Origin of the sequence: Erwinia sp. (assembly GCF_031978025.1) — a bacterium.
Classification (GTDB): domain Bacteria; phylum Pseudomonadota; class Gammaproteobacteria; order Enterobacterales; family Enterobacteriaceae; genus Erwinia.
On sequence record NZ_DALZCD010000063.1, the window covers coordinates 1 to 18,262 of the forward strand.

Annotated in this window: 17 protein-coding genes and 1 pseudogene; 7 read left to right on the forward strand and 11 right to left on the reverse strand. The window is 50.1% G+C overall.

Translation table 11 applies throughout. The features are described 5' to 3' along the window. Positions 1-254 precede the first annotated feature (254 nt). Complete coding sequence (locus tag RTK32_RS07180) at positions 255-527, reverse strand: hypothetical protein (protein WP_312042785.1); 273 nt, start codon at positions 525-527, stop codon at positions 255-257. Positions 528-540: 13 nt separating this feature from the next. Beyond that, on the reverse strand, positions 541-894 hold the full coding sequence (locus tag RTK32_RS07185; RefSeq protein ID WP_312042786.1) for a hypothetical protein: 354 nt from the start codon (positions 892-894) through the stop codon (positions 541-543). A 17-nt stretch (positions 895-911) separates the two neighbouring features. On the opposite strand from RTK32_RS07185, the gene RTK32_RS07190 reads away from it, so the two are divergent. From RTK32_RS07190 to RTK32_RS07200, 3 genes are all read left to right on the forward strand, one after another. Continuing rightward, positions 912-1,214 carry a hypothetical protein gene (locus RTK32_RS07190; protein WP_312042787.1) on the forward strand — a complete coding sequence of 101 codons (303 nt, stop codon included), beginning with the start codon at positions 912-914 and terminating at the stop codon, positions 1,212-1,214. An 18-nt stretch (positions 1,215-1,232) separates the two neighbouring features. Beyond that, positions 1,233-1,688 carry an integrase gene (locus RTK32_RS07195; RefSeq protein WP_312042788.1) on the forward strand — a complete coding sequence of 152 codons (456 nt, stop codon included), beginning with the start codon at positions 1,233-1,235 and terminating at the stop codon, positions 1,686-1,688. Between the two features lie 170 nt (positions 1,689-1,858). Further along, positions 1,859-3,292, forward strand: coding sequence for a glycosyltransferase family 39 protein (locus RTK32_RS07200; RefSeq protein WP_312042789.1), 1,434 nt, complete (start codon positions 1,859-1,861; stop codon positions 3,290-3,292). 213 nt (positions 3,293-3,505) lie between these two features. On the opposite strand, the pseudogene RTK32_RS07205 reads toward RTK32_RS07200, so the two are convergent. Continuing rightward, positions 3,506-3,625 (reverse strand): annotated as a pseudogene (locus tag RTK32_RS07205) (hypothetical protein); the annotation flags it as partial. Between the two features lie 94 nt (positions 3,626-3,719). Between RTK32_RS07205 and RTK32_RS07210 the strand changes: the two are divergent. Next, a complete protein-coding gene (locus RTK32_RS07210; protein WP_312042790.1) occupies positions 3,720-3,872 on the forward strand; it encodes a hypothetical protein in 153 nt (50 codons plus the stop codon). Between the two features lie 396 nt (positions 3,873-4,268). On the opposite strand, the gene RTK32_RS07215 is transcribed toward RTK32_RS07210, so the two are convergent. The 3 genes from RTK32_RS07215 to RTK32_RS07225 form a co-directional block, all read right to left on the reverse strand. After that, positions 4,269-6,116: a hypothetical protein gene (locus RTK32_RS07215; RefSeq protein ID WP_312042791.1), complete on the reverse strand. Its 1,848-nt coding sequence runs from the start codon at positions 6,114-6,116 to the stop codon at positions 4,269-4,271. Positions 6,117-6,441: 325 nt separating this feature from the next. Next, positions 6,442-6,573 (reverse strand): hypothetical protein, encoded by a 132-nt coding sequence (locus tag RTK32_RS07220; protein WP_312042792.1) that lies wholly within the window; start codon positions 6,571-6,573, stop codon positions 6,442-6,444. 29 nt (positions 6,574-6,602) lie between these two features. Next, on the reverse strand, positions 6,603-7,040 hold the full coding sequence (locus RTK32_RS07225) for a hypothetical protein (RefSeq protein WP_312042793.1): 438 nt from the start codon (positions 7,038-7,040) through the stop codon (positions 6,603-6,605). 895 nt (positions 7,041-7,935) lie between these two features. Between RTK32_RS07225 and RTK32_RS07230 the strand changes: the two genes are divergently transcribed. Both RTK32_RS07230 and RTK32_RS07235 read left to right on the forward strand, forming a co-directional pair. Then, positions 7,936-8,367 (forward strand): GNAT family N-acetyltransferase, encoded by a 432-nt coding sequence (locus tag RTK32_RS07230; RefSeq protein WP_312042794.1) that lies wholly within the window; start codon positions 7,936-7,938, stop codon positions 8,365-8,367. Between the two features lie 1,159 nt (positions 8,368-9,526). Beyond that, positions 9,527-10,141, forward strand: coding sequence for a response regulator (locus RTK32_RS07235; RefSeq protein WP_312042795.1), 615 nt, complete (start codon positions 9,527-9,529; stop codon positions 10,139-10,141). A 79-nt stretch (positions 10,142-10,220) separates the two neighbouring features. Here the strand turns inward: RTK32_RS07235 and RTK32_RS07240 are convergent, their stop codons facing one another. From RTK32_RS07240 to RTK32_RS07260, 5 genes are read right to left on the reverse strand one after another with little or no spacing between them, the layout of a single operon-like run. Beyond that, entirely contained in the window at positions 10,221-15,773 is a 5,553-nt protein-coding gene (locus RTK32_RS07240) for an AAA family ATPase (RefSeq protein WP_312042796.1), read from the reverse strand. Continuing rightward, positions 15,770-16,156, reverse strand: a complete 387-nt coding sequence (locus tag RTK32_RS07245; protein ID WP_312042797.1) for a response regulator — start codon at positions 16,154-16,156, stop codon at positions 15,770-15,772. Before RTK32_RS07245 ends, RTK32_RS07240 begins: the two co-directional genes overlap by 4 nt. 52 nt (positions 16,157-16,208) lie before the next feature. Continuing rightward, a complete protein-coding gene (locus RTK32_RS07250) occupies positions 16,209-16,454 on the reverse strand; it encodes a DUF1427 family protein (RefSeq protein ID WP_312042798.1) in 246 nt (81 codons plus the stop codon). A 2-nt stretch (positions 16,455-16,456) separates the two neighbouring features. Beyond that, complete coding sequence (locus RTK32_RS07255; RefSeq protein ID WP_312042799.1) at positions 16,457-16,705, reverse strand: DUF1427 family protein; 249 nt, start codon at positions 16,703-16,705, stop codon at positions 16,457-16,459. 54 nt (positions 16,706-16,759) lie between these two features. After that, entirely contained in the window at positions 16,760-17,452 is a 693-nt protein-coding gene (locus RTK32_RS07260) for a hydrolase (RefSeq protein ID WP_312042800.1), read from the reverse strand. Positions 17,453-17,778: 326 nt separating this feature from the next. On the opposite strand from RTK32_RS07260, the gene RTK32_RS07265 reads away from it, so the two are divergent. Next, a partial coding sequence (locus RTK32_RS07265) for an amidohydrolase family protein (RefSeq protein ID WP_312042801.1) occupies positions 17,779-18,262 on the forward strand: 484 nt, incomplete at its 3' end.

Below are 18,262 nucleotides of genomic sequence, written 5' to 3' on the forward strand. Positions count from 1 at the left end.
TGAAAATAAATGTATCGATAAAAAAATGATTATGAGAGTTGAAAATAACAAAGATGGGTCAATAAGCATTGAAATAGGAAACGATAAAAAAACATTAAATGAAAAAAATAAAAACTCATTTAAATGAGGTTTTATTTTTAACCAAAGGGAAATTACTATTGCTATTAGATATTTTTTAACAAAAAAAGAAAGGAGTAAACTAACTTTTCTTTATGCATGAGAATTACTATATAGCATTAGTCAATAGATAATAACTAAACAATTAAAATATTATCAACATTGATTCGCTCTGAAACTTTCATCTGATTTAAAAAAACAGTTAAATGATTTTCAAAATCATGGAAATCCCCACCCCCGAATACATCTGATAAAACAGAAAACTTTTCACTCATTGTTAATGCTATTGAATCGATGGAGTGAGGATTAATATATTTAAAAATCACTTTATCCTTTTTTGTTATCAGAGTGATATTTTCTATTCTATCCTTATGAAGTGCCAGTAATACTCTCTGAATCATTTCTTCCATAAAATATTCTCCTTTAAGCAAACCGTGTATCGTTCTGAAGAGAGGTCAGGTAGTTCTCAACTTCTCTGATAAAACGATTGAAGCCTTTACGATTAAGCCCTCCCTGAGTGATGAACTCCCGTTCGCCTTTAATCAGATCGGATAGCACCAGGTGGTAGTCTTCAAAACCATTGTAGAGGATATAGCATTGCGGCTTACATCTGATTTTAATACGCGAGACAGATAAACCAGGCTTGAAAGAAAGCTCAGTGCAAAGGTTACCTATCCTATCTCTGATTTCGATAGTGATTAATTTCCTGTCGTGAAACGATTTTAAGACAGGAAAGTTAACGGTGGTGTTTTCTATCTCAGCAACAGGATGGCTCACGAGTCTGCCTGCTGGACGTGCCGGTCAACAAAACAAGTACGGCGTTCACTAAGCCGGTTGATCCTGTTGTGGGGAACCTCATTGAACGCTGGGAAAAAGAGCGCCACAGGCAGCCCGCTCTGGTTGATGTGAAAACCGGCGAACTCGTCAGTTACCTTTTTATGCACAGAGGTCACCGGATCCACGGCAGCTATATCAATAAATCGCTGATCCCAATGCTCTGCCGTAAAGCCGGCGTTCCGAACGAGGATGCCAGGGGGGCAATCACCAGCCACAGGGCTAGGGCAACCATTGCCAGCCAGTTGTTTAATGCGAAATAGCCGCTTGGGTTATTCGAATTGCAGCGCTGGCTTGGTCATGCCTCACCTGAATCCATGCAACATTATGTCGATATCACACCAACCAGACTTGCCGGTGCGTTATCCAGAGCCGGGTACTTTGAGCGAAACCGCCGTATGGTATCAGTGCTCATCGATCAGGGGGCCATTAGCGCCGGACAGATCCATCAGGGCAAACCCTGGCGCTATTATGATTTGGGGCACGGTCTGTGCAGCTATGACTTTTTTGAGCAGTGCCCCCATCGCATGGCCTGTGCGAAATGTTCGTTTTATCTGCCTAAGTCCTCATCAGCAGCGCAATATATCGAAGGCCGTCAGAATTTACTCAAACTTATGCAGGAGATCCCGTTGACAGACGATGAGCAGGCGGCGGTAGAAAATGATATTGGAGCAATGGATAATCTGTTAGATAAATTAAGAAATATTGAAACACCGGATAAAAAAAGAGAAGTTTGATAATTTAACATACGCCTTCTAACATCACTCATTCTTGCACTGATCTGGAGGTTCAACGACTTTAATTCGGGAAAAACCATCCACTGTCCAATCAATTCTGTTTAACTGCCATTTGGGTTTTGTTCTCCAACATAGGGGTATTTTGTATTCATTTACGTTAAGGAAAACATATGTGTCGCTTGCTTATCATCGTGTGGGTGGGGGCATACGCACTTTTATGGAGCGTGGCAACTATCTTTTTCGACCCCTCGGTCCCCTACGATGCCGTTGAAGCACTGAACTGGGCACAAAATGCAGAATGGGGTTCACCAAAGAATCCCTGGCTGGTTGGCATGGTATTGCGCCCTGCGCTGTGGTTCTCGGGTACCTCGCTAAGCGCTTACTGGTACATCACCCATTTTGTGGCCATTGCCGTTGGGATGGTGGGTTGCTGGTCACTTGCGAAATGCCTGAGCGGTAGCGAACGCCTCGCCTGGCTTGCCCTGTTCACCCTTAATCTTTCAGGGATCATTAACTTCGACATCATCAGTTATAACGATAACTACCTGCTGATCATGCTATGGCCATGGATGTTGTTGTTCTTTTACTATGCAATCACCCGTCACACCGGTTGGTGGCTGGCATTCGCGATAACAGCAGGGTTGGCCTCGATGGCGAAGTACTCAACGCTAGCATTTGTCGGCTCAGCCTTCGTTGCGACGATTATGGTGCCAAAAGTTCGGGTCTGTTACCGTCAACCGCTGTTCTATCTGGCACTCATTGCGGGTCTCGCCATTATTGCACCAAACCTGGCGTGGTTATGGGAGCACAATTTTGCAGCCTTCCACTGGGTGGATACACAGATAAAACGTCAGTTTAACCCGGCGTTGTTCATAAAATTGCTGAGCATCTACTACCCGCTGCTGTTCTTATGGTGGATCCTACGCCGCAGCCACATTCAGCTCCGCTGGCCTGTCGATACCAATAAACGCGTCCTGCTGCTGGTCAGCTTAATGCCACTGTTCCCCATTTGCCTGTGGTTCTTATTTCATCATGGCGGGCGATTGACGGAATGGTTACAGCCGTTTTTCATCCTGGCTCCAGCGCTGCTGGTCGGATGTGTCACCACGCCTAACGAGCAACCGGCCAGTGGGGCCAGTATTGCCCTTATCGGTACTGCGGCACTGATGTTGCTGGGGTACAGCGCGGTCATGGCCGCTAACGTGCGTAATGCCGGACAAAAAATGAGTGGAATTATCCCCTTTAGCCACAAAGTTGACCAGCTATGGCTCCAACGCTACGGCACACCATTGCGCCTGGTCGGTGGGGAATATCTGGCTGACTGGCTTCTCTTTTACGCGCCGTCAGGACCTAAAACCATTACTCCCTGGAGCAACAGCACAGAACCAAATATCTACAATGCGGAGATCAGTTATGCAGAGATTGCGCATTCTGGCGCATTACTGATTGGTCATTCAGATAAAAACTGTACGGATGCCTCGTTTAGTAAGGTATTGGCGCAGTGGCCGCAGATAAAGCTGGATGCGATTAGCCGGATAACCTTTCACCAGGATAAGCGGCATAAAGGTTATCCACTGTGCATTGGGTTTGTAAGACCGGAATAATATAACGGTGTGACCTCATAAACAAAAGAACAGCCTTTGCTTCAGTTATATTTTTTGACACTGTAGCAAAGGTCACGATGAGACAGCCTTTTGTGGGTTCTGTCGCATGAAGATAGTGCCAGGTAAGAGCCTTTGTGCCTTCTTCCCGAAAAAGTCATTCCCAACACTCAGCAAGCCACCGCATTTTACAGCACTGACTTTTAATTCCACATAATCCGCGCTGCGGGCAATGACGCAGCCATCGTTATTAGATACCACGACAATGGGCTTTCCGCGCAGATCGGGGCGGAACACGGTTTCGAAAGATGCGTAAAAATTTTTCTTGTCTGGCATAACGTTGCATCAAACAATGTGTAGCTTTTGAAGTAAAGTACTGTCTATAATTTATGCAATTAAACTATGAATTAGTGTTTATTGAGGATTGAGTTTGACCCCATCCTCCACCAAAGTCACCTCATGGGAAATCTCCCGTTATATGCTTGAACAAGCGGGGCCAGTAACTGCCCGGGAAGTCACCCAAGCCATGCGCGACCGCTATCCTAATCTGGAAGCTGACCAGCGCGCAATCTACCTTGCTTAATTCTCACGCAAACTTAATACATCAGATAAGTAGGGGCAGCGATAGGGATTGAACACAAAATGATTGCACTTATTGCATTAGCCAACTCAAAAATCTGAGTTAATTTTGAAAAATCAAAATCCTTATTGAAATAAAAAATTCATACCCAATATCCCTACAAGCCAAAAGATTGAAAAGGAAAAAAGTTTTTAGATACATCCTTTTTTAAACATATAACTCCCCTTTAGATAAGTTAGCCTCGACCTTGAGACATAAATAAAATATATTAATTTAATTAAAGCTTGTCAATGCTTTGAATAAAAAGCACAGGCTTTCACCTGTACTTTTTATTTTTATTATTTCAAACATATTACATGACAAAACTCTTAGGTTTTATACCATATTTCTACTCTTGCTTTATAGAATTATAAGTCCACTTTCACTGTCGAGAAGTAAATGCGCAGGCTGGCCGGTATCGACCATACGCAACATCAGGCTGAGCTCTGCCGGCGAAAGAATGCCCTGTGCGATATTATTTTCAATGCGTTCATGCCGGGCAATTTTCTCCTGACCAGCCAGATTTGTTTCTGACAGACTTTTAACAAGCGCTTTCTGCTCATGGTCACCCGGCCCGAGAGAAAGTTTGGCACTGACGTTGTCGGCTACAATCTCTTTCCCCAGGTTCTTCAGTTCCACTTCGGTGTCATTATCAACATACCCCGCTGATGCCTCAGTAATCAGACGGTTGTAGGGGATGCGTCCCTGCCAGGGGGCATGCCGTTCAGGCGTAAACAGGGATTTAGGTTCAAGATAGACCACGTTATGCCCTAACAGACTCAGCGGTTCAAGGGCGCCGCTGCGCACACCGATAAAGGCTTTCCCGCTTGATTTCTGCATTATTTGATCAAGGAAATACCACTGATTGACGCGCTCCTTGAGAAGCCCTGATTTTTGCCAGAATTTGCTGAGGTCAGGTGTACCGCGATCTTCCCAGGGATGACGATCTTCCGTGCGGTTTTTGTACTCATTGCGAAAGCCGTCGCCGATATAGGCTATTGGCGTCCCCTGCTTTTCCAGCGCGGCCTGGATAAGTTCAAACATACGGGGGTTGGCAAATGCCTCTTTCTGACGGGCAGAAGCGGCGTCACGAACTGGCGTCTCAAATGGCTTGTTTGTTTTCCACAACAAGACGGAATTATCTTTCAGACCTGTTTCCTTGATCGTGCTGTCGACAAGGCTGTCGAGCTCTGCCCGGGCCTCTTCATTAACCAGACCGTAAACCAGCTTTCTGATTTCATCGCCGGAACGTATCGGATCATCATTGTCTTCCCAGTGCTTTGCCATCATTACCGTCGTGGCGGAGATATGGAAAAGATGGCTGTCGGGTGAGGCAGTCAGTGGTTCACAGATGGCGGATTTTTCTCCCTGTATGGGGGTGAAGTTTTTTCGGTTTTCCTCATCGTTAAAACTGCTGCTAATATGGTTCAGCGGGGTCTCACCGTCGTAGCGCACTACAGAGAGCCGTTTGTTGATATCCTCCTGACTCACACCGGACTTTTCCAGCGCGTCCGTAATAATTTCAAATGCTTCCATAGCATATTTTTTTTCATCGGGCAGTACCGGATGTTTCTCGCTGTAGCCGATAGTGAGCTTCATTTTCGGGTACGTCAGCATTGTCAAAATGGCAGAATACCGATCGCCGACAGCATAACCCGGCATGAAAACGGCGGAAGGGTTATTTTTAATATCCGGTATGGTATTCCATACTGCTTTATCGTGGGGCCAGAGCGTGCCGCTGAGTATTCCCTTCCCTGTTTTTTTATCAATCCAGGCTTGCTGATTTTTTCCGACGGTCTTTGCACTGGCACCATAAAGTCTTCCATGCTCAGAAGCCTGCCTGCGGAAGTCGTTCAGAACATCGTTATCCTGAAAGAGATTAGGTGAAGAGCCTGCCCGTGGCAGAAAAGCCGACGGGGGGCGAAGGTTATTATCAAACCTGGCCAGGTGTTTTTTATCACCTTCCACCAGGCTGCGAGACAGCGCATCTTTGTACCCCACGAGCAACTTCCCTTTGCCGGAAAGGCTCTTATCTGCCTCTGGGAGGCGACTCTGTTGTTCCGTCTCGGAGGGATGTTCTGTCACCGGTTCGCTGTCACAGGCGGAGGTCGCGCCCGCCGTCAGGTGGTTGTTATCTGCAGAGATATTACCGGAGGGGGAATCACCGGAAGAAGGGGTATGAGCAGGTTTATGTCCGGAAATATACATGGGTCCCTTGTTCGTATTGGCAGGATTTCCTCTTAAAGTGGATGCAAAATCTGTTTTGTCCCCTCAGCCCTCATCATCAGAAAGAAATAATCTCAAGCCCCCGATGCACGCCTTGACGGGCCTTTTGTACGGACCTACCCCCAGCTGGCTACGCTAACCGTGTGCGATTATGAGGAATAAGCACGCCAGGATTCCTGAGTCCCTCTACAGGTATTATTTTTGCCGCTAAATAATGCCATCAACATCCGCTTCTGGCACAAAGCGGATGTTCACCGAAAGCGCCATCTTGTCGGGTAAGCAGAGCAAGGCCGCCCCTTTTCCAGTCCTACAAAACGCGGGTACGACAGGTCAGCGTATCGCCACAGGGCGACTTAAAAAGAGCGCCGCTTTCTTTGGCTATTGCCGGTGCAATTAGCGCCGTCAGCATCAGAAAAACGGTTTTGATCGGGATCTTCACTTCGCGGCGCCTGCCGGGTAATATCATTTTTATAGTTCAGCGGCGGGATTGGCTGCTTTGACGGCATCCAAAAACCCTAAAAAATCACGATTAACCAACGTGACGTTATTTAAAAATCTGAACTCCTTTTCTCCCTGATAAGTCCCGGTAGCATATCTCACCGCCCACACCCAGCGGTTATTGAGTTTAGTTGTGGTTTTTTTGATTTTTACAATGTTCTTTAACGGGACCTTATTGATTATTTCTGTATTCTTCATCTGATAAAGAAATTCCTCATCATAATAATAATCAACCCGACACACACTGAATATGCGTAAAATGGGTGCCTTAGCAGAGATCCGCTTAATGCTCCCTTTACCGGGAGAAAAAGCACTTTTATCGAAAATGCAATAGATAAACCCAGCCAAAAAGGCGAGAGAGAGACTAAGTTTAAATAAACCCTCTAATAGCGTATAAAAGTCATTCATATATAGCACTTGATTTAAAAAGGAGGATGGCTATTATACATGGAATTCAGTGGTGTTGCCATGCATTGCTTACTGATTAAAATCATAATAGATCCTGATAACGGTCATTTTTAAAAGCTGCCTGCTTTTTACCTCCTTCATGCTAAATAATGAATTTTTTATAAAGACTTACCCCTGGTAAGTTATCATTAAAACCTCTGATTCAATGCGTCTGGCAGCTAACCAACCCAAAGCATAACCCTGGTAGAAAAGAATAAGCTCTTTTCCTGTCCCTGACCGGCACACTTGCTGTCTGTTGTAATACCAAACGCCACCCCATGCCTGCCCCTGAACTTTCCTGCAGCAAAAATTATTTCGCCGACAATCACATCATCAACCCCAGCGACAAAGCCGATTTTACTCGCTAAAGCATAGGCACTAATACGCTTTTGCCAGTAACTTAAAAGAGTGCAGGCAATTAAAGCCTACCTCACTGACCTTGTCTCTGGCTGTAGACCCCTCCGCCTTGCCGCATCCGTTAGTTTTACTGCGCAAATCGTTAAGGTTGTCCCCTGCTATCTTGTGTATTGGGAACACATTCTGTCTTTAGTGAGCAATAGATTAAAATCCGTCTAAAAACCACTATGACTTATCATAATATCAGTTTTACACTTCAAGGATATATACCTACTCTGAGAGACCGGACTGTGATACAAGACGGTGTAATAACGTCCGCTTCTGGCACAGAGCGACCAGTGTAGAGAAGCAGAAATCACTTTTTAGTAAGGTATCGCTTTACCTCCCCCTACACCCCACTGGCCAGTTTCAGAGGGTTGTTAAGCAACAGCAATATGCACTCCCCGCTTTTGCTGGCCAATGGCAATATAGTTACTGACAGTAAATTAAGGTGGAAAATATGAAGATAGAGATAGCATCAGAAATTACCGACTCCGACCGTGAAGCGCTTTTTTGTGGACTGCGCGGTTATAACAACCAGTTCATTAATACCCAGGTATGGGGTCAGTTCGGCGTTTACAGCCGGAACGAATCGGGTGCAATGACAGGCGGACTGATTGCAATTAATAGAGGGTTATGGCTCTGTATTGATTATTTGTGGGTTAGCGAAGCAGCCAGAAGGATGGGGTTAGGAAGTATGCTGATGAAGTCGGCCGAGGAGGAAGGAGAGCGAAGAGGCTGCAGGCATGCGCTGGTTGATACATTCAGTTTCCAGGCGTTGCCTTTTTACGTGAAGCACGGCTATCAGCTTCAGATGAGCTTGCCAGATTTCCCGGATGAGGGGATACAGAGGCATTATCTGACAAAACCTCTTTTACCCCCGGAGAGCTAAAAATGAAGCTGCATCACCCATCCCTGACACACATAAATTATTGTTTTATCCTTACTTTTTATGAGATAAAAACTGAAAAATAAGGGGCAGTTACGGTGGAGTGCGCGCGGAGGATTTACGCAGGGCAGAATGCTTTTACGAGGGTATTTTTCTCATCCGGCCGGATGCTGTCATTATTATAACCCGTACAATGCAGTCACCCTCTACCACTGTATTTGGGGCCATCACCGGGAAATTTATTGCCAGCATCAGGCCCGGCCCCTGCATCAGGCTCATATTCTTTTCCACCCTATGCAGAGTTTTCTGTCATATAAAAAATCGTGCGTTTCAACGCATTATCGGGCCAGAAAATATGCCCCCACAGCTTTGTTGTAATGTCATACTACGGGGATCCTAAGGTCATGGTCGGATACAGCGCGCTGAAACTGGCCTTGTGTCTATCGCGTCGCGGGTGATTGGACGGTAAGGTCTGGCAATCCCTTTCAGCAGATCGTCAGTAATATTGGCGCGCATAGTGTCTTCGCTTTCAAATTTAGCATTTTCCTTTGGTGTTCCATCCGATCAATAATTCCGGTTTTTTACCAACGCGGGCAGGTTCTCTTTGATGCTCCATCCGATGACTGTCCCTCATTTTTTACCACCGCTGGTCGCTTGTCCCCTGTAAGCATAACGAACTGATGTCTGCCTCGTTTCTGATTTCAGTGTCCGCTTTGACAAATGCGTTGTCCTCTGCGACTTTTTCTGAAAAGCGGGCGCGGAACCGTCCTATTGTCGATAGAAGTCTGTAGGCCAACTTTTTGTAGTGCATGGTTGGCAAGCCTGACGCGCAAAGCAGCGGCAACGTCTTTCAAGATACTGGCTGGCGTTAATAAATACAGAATGAATAAAGCCGTGCGGCGGCTGTGTAAGGGAACTAATTCTGTGCTCCCATCTTTATTCAAAATAATAATTCACGGTATTTTTGCCGCTTCGATTTAAATACAGGCGTATATAAACCGTACAGAGATGTATTTTACTGCTAAATTTATGCACGATAAGATGTCGGGCAGCGAAAAAAGGCCTCATTTAACATGAGCCTGACAGATTCTATACGTAAACGTTTCATGGTATGTTTAATTGCCTGCAAAAACAGAATTCGTAAGAATCAAAATGAGTATTTATGGATAAAACAATTTATCTGGTCGATGACGATCAATCCGTTATCAATTCGTTGAAAAACCTTCTGGGTTCTGAAGGTTATCTCATCTCGGCTTTTACTCGTCCCTCCGATTTCCTTAACCAGCCAGCCTATGCCGCGCCCTGCTGTCTCATTGTGGATTTGAATATGCCCGGCATGGATGGTTTTGACGTCTCCGTTAATCTTACCGCTCGCGGCCACGCTATTCCCACCATTTTTCTAACCGGCTATGGCACTATTCCGGTGACGGTCAGGGCAATGAAAGCCGGGGCGTTTGAATTCCTGACGAAGCCCGTCATGCCGGACGATTTATTGCGTATCGTCGCGGATGCGCTGGCGCTTTCAGAAAAAAGCGCTGCGATCTCGCAGGAAAAGGTAGAACTTACCGGGCGATACGCTTCATTAACTCCCAGAGAAAAAGAATTGATGCAGTTCGTGCTCAGAGGCCTGCTGAATAAGCAGATTGCAGCGGAGATGGGGATCAGTGAAATTACGGCTAAAGTGCATAAGCGCAGGGTAATGGAAAAGATGCAGGTTCGCTCGGTCTCTGAACTGGTCAGGACCGCGGAAAAACTGGGGCTGCTGCATGAAATGTAAGCCTCCGGCAAAGAGAGCAGAATCTCTCTGATGCCGGTGCGCCTGAGCCACCGCCGAAAAAGGCGGGGCCTTCTCAGACTTAAGCCGTTTCCTCAACGGGCAGCGTAAACCAGAACAGACTTCCACCATCCGGTCGATTTCTGGCGTGCAGCTCTCCCCCGTGGCGTTTAATTATCTCTTTGCTAATGGTCAGCCCCATTCCCATGCCGTCAGCTTTCGTGGTGTAAAAGGACTCAAAAAGCCTTTCTGCTACTTCATCTGATAGCCCCATCCCGTTATCAGCCACCTCGATACGGATGAGATTTACCGTGGGTTGTGAAGAAGCGATGCGTAAATTACGCGCCCCGGCATTATTTGCCATCGCTTCAATAGCGTTGATCACCAGGTTAAGCAAGACCTGCTGAATTTGTACGCTCTCGCAAAAGACCGCGTCATTTTCTGCGCTCAGGTCTACCTCAAGAGAGACGAAACGGCGCTCAAGTTCGAGGCGAGAGAGCACGATAATATCCCGTGTAATACGGTGCATTTTTTCCGGAGCAAAATGGGCTATCTGATTGCGCGTAAGCGCCTGAAGCCCGCGAATAATATTACCGGCTCTGCGCCCCTCATGAATGATCTCATCAAGGCTCTTACTGGCGTTTTCCAGATTCGCGGGGTGATGCTTAAGCCAACGCTGGCTGGCACCGGCATTGGCCACGATAGACATGAGCGGCTGATTGATTTCATGGGCGATAGAAGAGGTCAGCTGCCCAACGGTTGTTGCGCGTGCCACGCGGGCCAGCTCCGCCTGAGCAATCCTGACCGCATCCTCTGACTGGCGCTGTACGGTAATGTCCGTGAGCGTACCAAAATATTCTGCTACTTCCGGCCAGTTTTCATTTGGTTCGCCGATCCCTTTGATATAACGGCACTCTCCATCGTCCCGGATAATCCTGAATTCAGCCTGCATGGTCACGCCCTGGCGGACGCTGGCTTCGATTAGCTCTCTGAGACAGGCAATATCATCCGGATGCACGCGCCGCTGGAATTCGGCCATGGAGGTCGCGACCTGCCCGGCAGGCAGCCCCATGATGCGTTTATATTCATCAGAAATATACTGAATGTCGGATTCGAGGTACCAGTGCCAGGTGCCGGTATGGCTGATTTTTTCCCCGAGCATTAGCGAGGTCTGGCTGGCTCGCAGCTGTTTTTCAATTTTGCGGCGCTGAATGTTTTCATCCACCAGCTCGGCATACAGCCGGGCTGTTTCCAGCGAGACGGCAGCCTGTGCCCCCAGCATGGAAACTATCCGCGAGTGATCGGCGGTAAACACGTCGGGCATCAGCCGATTTTCCAGATAAAGCACGCCTACCATCTGCGCCTGCCTGAACATCGGCACGCACATGACCGCAGCACCGGATGCGACCAGATAGTTATCCTGACTGAACGGGCTAAAGACCTCCGGTTTACCGGTACGAATTTCCTGTCCGGTCCGGATCACTGCAGAAAGAACCGAAAGAGGAAGGTCGGTGGCTACCGGTAGCGCCCGGACAAGGCTGACCTTAACGCCTTCGGCAGTCGTGGACGCTCTCGCCTGGATTTCGGGCACCTTACCGTCAATCAGGCGGATCAGCATGCAATGCTGCGCCCCGGCGCGCTCTACCAGCATCATCATCAAAATATGGATAAGCCGGTCCAGATTGATTTCTTCCGTAAGCGCACGCATTACGGTCACCATACTTTGCAGATCGTTGATAACCGCGCTTTGCTCAAACGATACCGTGCTCAGCGCAGTCCGGGGCGTATGGCAGGCAAGCGTGGGATAATTCGTCTCCAGCTGGCGAACCTTAGCACCTGCTCCCCAGCGATCCCAGGCTGCGATGGCGCCCTGTATATAGGCATCTCCGGCAAAGGCCATTTCTCTGGCATAGGCCATACGCGCGGCCAGCTCGCAGGCCAGCCCGTTAACAGGGTGGAACTGCCCTTCGCGTGACAGCACGATCGCTTTCTCATACTGTTCCGATGCCTGCGCCGTTTCGCCTTCAAGACGTAACAGCTCCGCGCGCAGCAGCGCTTCCTTATCTGAAAACGTTTTTGCATTTTCATTTGACCACGTCACGAGCCGGTCAAGGTGCGGCTTTAACTGCAGCCGTAAGGGGGCGGTCATTGATGCAGACGGTCGGGGTATCGTGACGGAAAGCGCACTGTAAAGGTGAAAATCGAGCATGTGCACATGCCCCGGAATAAGCGCGGTAAACGGTGCGGCACCTTTAAACCAGCGTTCTGCCTCTGCGTATTCATTGGCGAAAAAGTGCGCCATTCCCTTATAAAGATGAGACCAAAACTGCATCAGATACATGGGTTCGACGGCATTGCCAGGTTTAACCACCGCCAGCGCTGGCGTGAGGAAGTTGCTTCCGGTGAAGGGATGGTCCCCAGGCTTACGCAAAAAAAGAACGTAGTCCAGCTGCATCTTCAGGATTACTTCAACATCGCTGTACTGCGCCTTTTTGACAAACAACATGCCGTGGGTGATGGACGTCTGTATCCCGTCAAGATGATCGCCCCGGGCAAGAGAGTTCATAATGATATGACGCAACGCCAGGCAGGCTGAGGTCCGATCGCCCGTTTCCACGCCCACGTCGAAAGCGGCTTTTGCCCGTTCAATGGCATACGTTAGCGGCATCGTCCAGACGCTGACCTGATCAAGGGGCAGCAGCGTACGGGCTTTAAAGCTGACAAAGTCATGTTTATAGACCAGCTCCCGCGCCAGAAGCGTGCTGGCAAAGCCCCGGCTGTATTCATCATACCGATCGCCGCACACGACACCGTACCAGGACAGCGCCAGCGTGGAAGCCCCACTTATGCCACGCGCCATCGTCAGATGAAGCAGCCTGCACAGGATCATAAAGTGCAGCGGCGGATTAATAAAGGCGGCAAAAGTGCTGGCACTCGCCAGCAGGTTCATTACGGCGGCGGTGTTTTTACAGCTAACCAGCGGCAGAGAACGGAAACGGGTATAGGGATTTTTACCTACGTCTTCCTTGAGGGTCATCCTTGCCGCATCACACTCTTCCTGAGACGGGCTGCGGTTCAGCCGGATACCAAACACGGTAAGCCAGGAGAGTGCCGTTTCCAGCGCAAGCTTGCTGTCCGACTGACGCATATGAATTTCAGCAATCAGACAGGCAGCCTCCGCTTTGTCCGCCACGTCACCGGGTAAAGCGTGGATCGCTGCGCTTAATTCGAGCGCGGCAGGCAGATTACCGTTAAGAAATTCGCACTCCGCTTCCTCAAGCAGAAACTCGGCGCTCTCTGCCCTGCCCGCGCCCTGATTAAGCAAATGGGCAGTTTGCAGATAGCGCAGCGCTGAAACGTAATCACCGATATTTTTTGCGCGCCTGCTGGCTTTGAGCAGCAGCTGGCAAAATCTCGTGGCTTCCGGGGTAAGCAGGGAAAGCGTTTTGACGGCAAGCAAATGATGCGCCGCGCTGAAAAGCAAAGCGTTGGTTACATCAAGGCTGGATGCGTGAATGTAATGCAGCGCTGCGGCATAGTGGAAGTCATCTTTGTCCGCCTCGCTTACAAGATTGAGCGCCGCCTCATGCATGCTGTCATGCATGAACGCATACCCTGCTCTGTTCAGTTTTATCAGCCGGGCCGTCACGGCGGGCAAAAGCGTTTGCTCTATCTCCGGCGCAGGCACAGCGATTATTCTGCTCAATACGTCCAACCCACCGGCACTTCCCAGGCAAGCCAGCCTGCCCAGAAGCAGCCGTGTGGGCAGCGGCAACGAGGTCAGGTGCTGCAAAACGCTGGCCGCAACGTTCGCGGTGTAGTGGCAGTTTTTAAGAGCCAGGGGGTCGCAGGTCCATTTTAACGGCGCATGGTGGGTAATTAATCCGTCCTGGACGGCCTGGCGGAAAAACTCACGGATAGCCAGGGGGTTACCGGCCGTTTTCTCGTGGATGACCTGAGCCAGTTCAGCCGTTGCCGCGCTGCGGGTATGAAAGCGTCCCGCAAGCCAGTCCGCAATGCTTTTTTCTGAGAGCGGTTCCGGGGTGATATCGGTAATGCGGGCGGCACAGGCCCGTATGCGGTCCAGATTGCTGACAATAGTGGGACAAGGCAGCGAGACGCTGTCCCGGTACGTGATGACCAGCAGCAGAGGAATATCTTCGCTTAAGCTCAGCAGATTCTGTAACAGAAGCAGCGTGGCCCGATCGGCCCAGTGCACATCATCGATAAGCATCACCAGTGGGCATCCGGAGGCCGTAAACGCCTTTACCAGGTTGCAGGCAACCAGATTGAAACGATCTTTTGCATCAAGAGGATGCGGGTGCATCTGAACGGCTGCTTTTTGGCTGAGAAGAATGCCCAGCTCAGGGACCAGATTTACCGCCAGGCCGACATATTCCCCCAGCAGGTGCGTGATATGCGTTTTCCAGTACGTCATTTCCTGAGCAGGAAGGCCCAGCACATGCAGCACCAGCGTTCTGAATGCGGCGGTAAAAACGGCATAAGGCAGGACGGGCGAGTGCTGATCGGCCTTCACCACGGTGAGCAGTGCTTTCTTATTACGTAATAATTTGAGCGAGGAGCCGATCAGCGAAGATTTCCCGGCGCCGGGCGCGCCGCTTATTGCCACCAGGCTGTGTTTGCCGCTGCTGCTGACCTCATCAAAAGCCGCCAGTATGGCCGCTGCCTGCGGATGGTCTGTGCACTGGGCATCGGGGGCATAACCGGCATCCTGTAGTCCCAGCGGGAAAGGCGCAATGAGACCGTCCGGCATCAGCGTTCCCGCACACCGGCCAAGATCGGCGAGGACGCCCTCTACCGTCTGATAGCGGTATTCCGGCGATTTGGCCAACAGCCTGAGCACGATTGATGACAGCACGAGCGGAACTTCAGGGCGTATATGGTGAGGCGGTAACGCTTCGGAGGCGATGTGATGATGCACCCATTCAGCATGTCTGCCCTCAGCACGACCATAGGGCAGCCTGCCGGTCAACAATTCATAAAGCACGATCCCGAGACTGTACAGATCGCTTATGCGACTGACGGGATGGGCAGAACGGGAAGTATGTTCGGGAGACATGTAGGCAAGCGTTCCCCCTGCAGCCGGCAGTCGGGAAGAGTGAAGTAAAGTATTATCGATGAATGACAGGCCAAAGCCGCCCAGATAAACGGCCCCCTCATCATCATAAAAAAAGTTTGCCGGCTTGATGTCGCCGTGGACCAGCCCCTGCTGATGCGCCATGCCCAGCGCATGGCAGAGCATGGTAGCGCGGCCAAGAAATTCAGGGATGCTGCCGGGCGGCGTACAAAGCACGTCCGCCAGCGTACGGTAATTAAACGGTTTGTAGAGCAGCGCATAGCGTCCCTTAAACAGGGTATGCCGCAGAGGCTTCACGGCCCAGCTTTCCGCCAGGCTGGCGCGAAGGGCATATTCGTTTTTAAGCAGTTGCGTGACCTGAAAAACCGAGGCTTCACTGGCCGCGGTGGCCAGCACGAAGGTTTCACCCGTGGTGGCGTGCCGGCACAAAAGCCAGTCGATATCCCCTTCCTGCGCCAGCTGGCTGAAAACAATATCTTCTGACAGCACCACTTCACTGCTTTCTGCGGTATTCAACGCTTGCGGATCCGTACTCATTGAGGGGCGGCCTTTGAGGAGAACTCCTGACGGATATGTTCAAACAAAATATCAATTTCGATAGGTTTTGGCAAAAACGCAATGGCGCCCAGATCGAAGGCATACCGCAACATGCTGTCATCGCCATTACCGGAAATAATAATACCCGGCGGCTTCTCAAGCCGCCGGGTAAGATGGATGAAAAGCTCAAAACCATCCATGCCTTTCAGCTGCACATCAATAATGAAAAGCGCGGCCGTCGCCATCGCTGCTTCATTACCGAGAAGAGATTCTGCCGACTCGAAGGCATCAGTGAGATAGCCTTCAGACTGGAGCAGGTTGGCCAGGCCAGTGCGGACAGAACGTTCATCATCAACAACGACGATGCGCTGCGGCAGCTGCATGCTATGTTCCTTAAATAAAGCCAGAGCACCGGGAGGCGCTTCCTTAGAAGAGTTAGTCGCCTGAAGACGGTGGGTTATCGCCGATTTTATGGTGATATTCATGGCGAAACCAGCGCAGGTTAACGGGTTGGCGTTTAATCAGCCGCGTCATCAACGGGATAATATGTTCGCCGATCTGCATACCTGCCAGGCCCGCCAGTGCCACAATCGGCGGAGCCGGCGCATTGACGTCCAGAATGGCATAGATAATGCCAGCCAGAACGCCTGCTGCCAGCGAAACAGCATATGCCTTTACCATATTCAGCCTGCCTGTTTTACGAGGGATGGGGGCGAGGAGCGCTTCTCTGCTGTCGCCTGAGTTTGCATGCCAGACGGTGTCCGGACGGTTGAGACAGGGTTCAGCAGTTTACCGCCCAGCGTACTGCCGATGACCATCCCCAGCAGGCCCACAAGCGCCACGGCAGGCGGAGCCGGAGAGCGCACCCTGAGCAGCGAATACAGTAAACCGATCAGCGCACCTGCACCCAGAGAAATTAATAAAGGCCCCACAGGCCCTCCTTTCACTCATGGCCGGCTGGCCCTGAGAAGAGCCAGCCGGACCCATTAACGTACCGGCGCAGGCACCGGAGCCAGAGTACGATGCTCGCTTTTCTGACGCGAAGGTGCTTTGTGTACCATGGTATAGGCGTAATCAACGCCGATGCCGTAAGCACCTGAATGCTCTTTGGCAATGTCCATAACGGCGTTATAGGTCTCTTTGTGCGCCCAGTCACGCTGCCACTCCAGCATCACCTGCTGCCAGGTTACCGGGATCACGCCAGCCTGGATCATGCGCTGCATAGCAAAGTCGTGCGCTTCTTTGGTGGTGCCGCCTGATGCATCAGCAACCATGTAAATTTCGTAATCCCCTTCCAGCATCGCGCACAGAGCGAAGGTGTTGTTGCAGACTTCGGTCCACAAACCGGAAACCACGATCTTTTGCTTGCCGTTGGCCGCCAGTGCATCGCGGACTTTCTGATCGTCCCAGGAGTTCATTGACGTGCGCTCAAGAATATCCTGCCCCGGTAATGCATCAAGCAGCTCCGGGAAGGTGTGGCCAGAAAAGCTTTCGGTCTCAACGGTGGTCAGTACGGTCGGAATATTGAAAACCCTGGCCGCTTTCGCCAGCGCCACAACGTTATTTTTCAGCACCTGACGGTCAATTGACTGAACGCCAAAAGCCATCTGGGGCTGCTGGTCGATAAAAATGATCTGGCAGTTCTGCGGCGTCAGTACTTCAAGTTTACGATTAGTCATGTTTTTGCCCATTGAGGTTAAGGTTGCTAAGGTCGTAGAAAGCGTTAACGGCGGTGAATCAACTGCATCCCTGCTAACCAGCAAGCCTTGTGCTGCTTGCCGTCGTCACGCCGGGTAACTGTCTGGAAACAGTGTAAGAACCTTTTTATTTTCAAACTATTATCTATAGGTATAACTATACGAACGTATATTATCCCTTTGTATAACTAGACGGTTTCCCAAGCTCCTGAACATAATCTCGCCATCCCAATAGCCTGCTTTACGGCAGGAAATATCTGTGCGCAGTGGTGATTCCCGCTGCGGACATTCCCTCTTCAGGAGCTCCTATGGTTACCCTTGGTAAAGCCGACGTCATTCTCACTAATGGTCGATTTCACACCGTCGATCGTGCCAACCCTGTTGCAGATGCGGTGGCCATCCGCGACGGTAAGTTTCTGGAAGCAGGCAGCCTGACTGACGTTATGCAGCATCACTGCGAAGGCACCAAAGTTATTGACCTGAAGGGCCACACTGCCGTTCCGGGCCTGAATGACTCGCATCTGCACCTGATCCGCGGTGGGCTGAACTACAACCTTGAACTGCGTTGGGAAGGTGTCCCTTCCGTGTCTGATGCGCTTCGGATGCTGAAGGAACAGGCGCTGCGCACGCCGTCACCGCAGTGGGTCAGAGTGATTGGGGGCTGGACGGAGTTCCAGTTTGCCGAGCGCCGCATGCCGACGCTGGATGAAATTAACGAGGCGGCGCCCGACACCCCGGTATTTGTTCTGCATCTGTATGACCGCGCGCTGCTCAACCGGGCCGCGCTAAAAG